The organism is Anaplasma marginale str. Florida (assembly GCF_000215485.1).
GTDB classification, from domain to species: domain Bacteria; phylum Pseudomonadota; class Alphaproteobacteria; order Rickettsiales; family Anaplasmataceae; genus Anaplasma; species Anaplasma marginale.
On sequence record NZ_AFMS01000204.1, the window covers coordinates 1 to 2,352 of the forward strand.

Sequence of the window (2,352 nt, forward strand, 5' to 3'; positions counted from 1 at the left end):
TGTTGGCATTCCTGGAGAGACTTGGTATGTCCTGCCCTATAAGAAAGATGTATCAGGTGATGAAGTATTATCCTGGTCTAGCTTTGACTGGTGGGGTAAGAACGGAGGTGCTCCTGGTGATGATCCAATAAAGTTTAAACGTATAAGCCCATATGGTGTCACTGGAGCTGTAGGCTATGCTCTGGGTGACACTAGGATAGAGCTTGGAGTGATTGGGCAAGAGTTTTCTGTTTCTGAAGTTAGTGGTAGACATTGGAAACAAGGAAACTCTTTGTTCTTGTTGCTAGGGAAGCGTAGTGCAGATCTTGTGAGGTGGTTGCGCCCCTACATTAGTACTAATGCCGGCGATGGTAAGTCCGTGGAAGAAGGTAAGAGGCTTAACAATCTTCTGCTCGCACTCCGCCGTGGCCTGAATGGGCTATCTGAATCCGGACGGAAGGCAGAAGCAGCAAGCGCGAAGATGTTGCTTAACTATGTTGGGTCGGCGACCATGCCCGGCCGCAACTGGTCAAGTAAGCCGGATGTTGTCGAACGGCTACATACCATGTTGGGGCAGGCGTTGCCTAAGGTCTGGCCATATCTTTCATATAGCGATAAGGACGAAGCGCGGCGTGCCCTGGGTGAGTATGGGGACAGCGGGGTTGTGGCGATTTCTGCTGTTGAGCTCACCGCTGTTACGGTTGTTGGGTGTCGCGATCTTGCGCTGTCGAATCTATTTACGGCCGCGGCTACTCGGAACTTGGATGCGTACGGTTGTGCTGGAATGGGGGTAAGCTTTGTACGCGGGGCCGGGAAGAATGTTGCGGAATTTGGTGCTGAGTTGAAGCTTGGTGTGAGCTACAAATTATCTCGCGCTGCATCGGTGTTTGTTGGCGGGGTGCTGCATAGAACTGCGAATTATGATTTTAACTTGCCCGTTATTCCTATGGGGGCTGATAGTGGGTCTGTGGCGGCGGCGGGAGGCCATGCAGACTACGCAAGGAATGAGGAGGCTCGGATCTCTTTTGGGGTGCTGAATCTCGCTGGAGAAGTGGGCCTGAGGTTTATACTCACGTAGCGTCTACTGATTGTGTTCTCCTCCAGTGGGGGCTATGTGTTGCTGATGTACGGAGGGTGAGGTGGTTAGGTCTTTTCTGTTGAGCGCGGTTGTAGCTGGGGCTCTTGCGTTTGGTTCGTCTGCTGTTGCGGCAGGGTTTGGTGGTGATGATACTGACTTTTACTTAGGATTTGGGCTTGCCCCGGCATTTGGGGATGTGGCGGATTTCTACGCTGAAGTTCCCGGTGCGGCGGATGCTGCATTGCCTTACCGGAAAGATGCCGTTGGTAGCTGGGAAACTTCCCCCTTTGACTTCGATTGGGAAGGGTCAGGCACTAAGGGGAGTAAATACCCAATAAAATTCCAGCGCAGGAGCTTGTTTGGAATGGTGGGAAGTGTAGGGGTGCGCCACTCAAATAGTAGATTGGAGTTTGAAGCAGCATGTGAGCGCTTTCCCGTCATGAAGGTGAGTGGCAGAACGTGGGCCAAGGGAGACTCAATATTCCTTCTTGTAGATGATGCAGTGGTACGGTTTGCTACAGGGCAGAGAAGTGCCGGTGATACCGATAATCAAGCTGTGAAGTCACTACACGACCTGACTGTCGAACATGCGGATCTTGATGCTTTATTCAGTGCGCTGAACACTGCGATCCAGCAGAGGAAGACAGCGCATCGTGAGGGAGGTGCTCTGGCACACACAGGAACGACCCGCGAAGATGCTTTAGCGGCGACTCAAATTGTTGCTCGGGCGTGGGGGCGCAAGTATGGATCAGGGGGTCTTGGTGCCGCGGAAACCAGGAGAAGGGCTGCGCTGCTGCTTGCTGCTGCAGCCAGGGTTGGTGCGGAAGAGCGTGAAATTGTTGAAAAGGCGCACATGATTGGAATTGCCCTTGGCGGCATTGGTGGATACAGGATCAAAATACCTGCGGTCGTGGCCAACACTTTTGGCGCAAACTACTGTTATGATATTTCTACTGTTAACGTGAGGGGTTTGTCCCCATACGGCTGTGTTAGCATCGGGATGAGCTTTTTGAAGGTGGCCGAGAACAGTGCTCCGAAGTTTACATATGGTGCAAAACTGGGCGTGAGTTACGAGCTCTCTCCACGGGCTAGGGTTTTTGTCGATGGAGCGTACCGGAGGGCTGTGGAGTACAGCGAACGGTGCCGCGTGTCTACGCTGTCTGCAGCGTCAGATTATAGTGAATATGTTGAGAGGGAAGATGTCAAGGCACGCGTGTCCTTTGGGTTGCATTACCTGGCACTGGAGGCGGGTTTGAGATTTATACTCGCGTAGCGCCCGCTGATTGTGTGCTCTT

2 protein-coding genes are annotated in these 2,352 nt (G+C 52.6%); both read left to right on the forward strand.

Annotation, left to right across the window (positions count from 1 at the left end; all coding sequences use genetic code 11):
* Positions 1 to 1,057: P44/Msp2 family outer membrane protein (locus GAC_RS05300; RefSeq protein WP_037349758.1), on the forward strand; the 1,057-nt coding region annotated here is incomplete at its 5' end.
* 61 nt (positions 1,058 to 1,118) lie between these two features.
* Entirely contained in the window at positions 1,119 to 2,330 is a 1,212-nt protein-coding gene (locus GAC_RS05305) for a P44/Msp2 family outer membrane protein (RefSeq protein ID WP_012659134.1), read from the forward strand.
* The last annotated feature ends 22 nt before the right edge of the window (positions 2,331 to 2,352 follow it).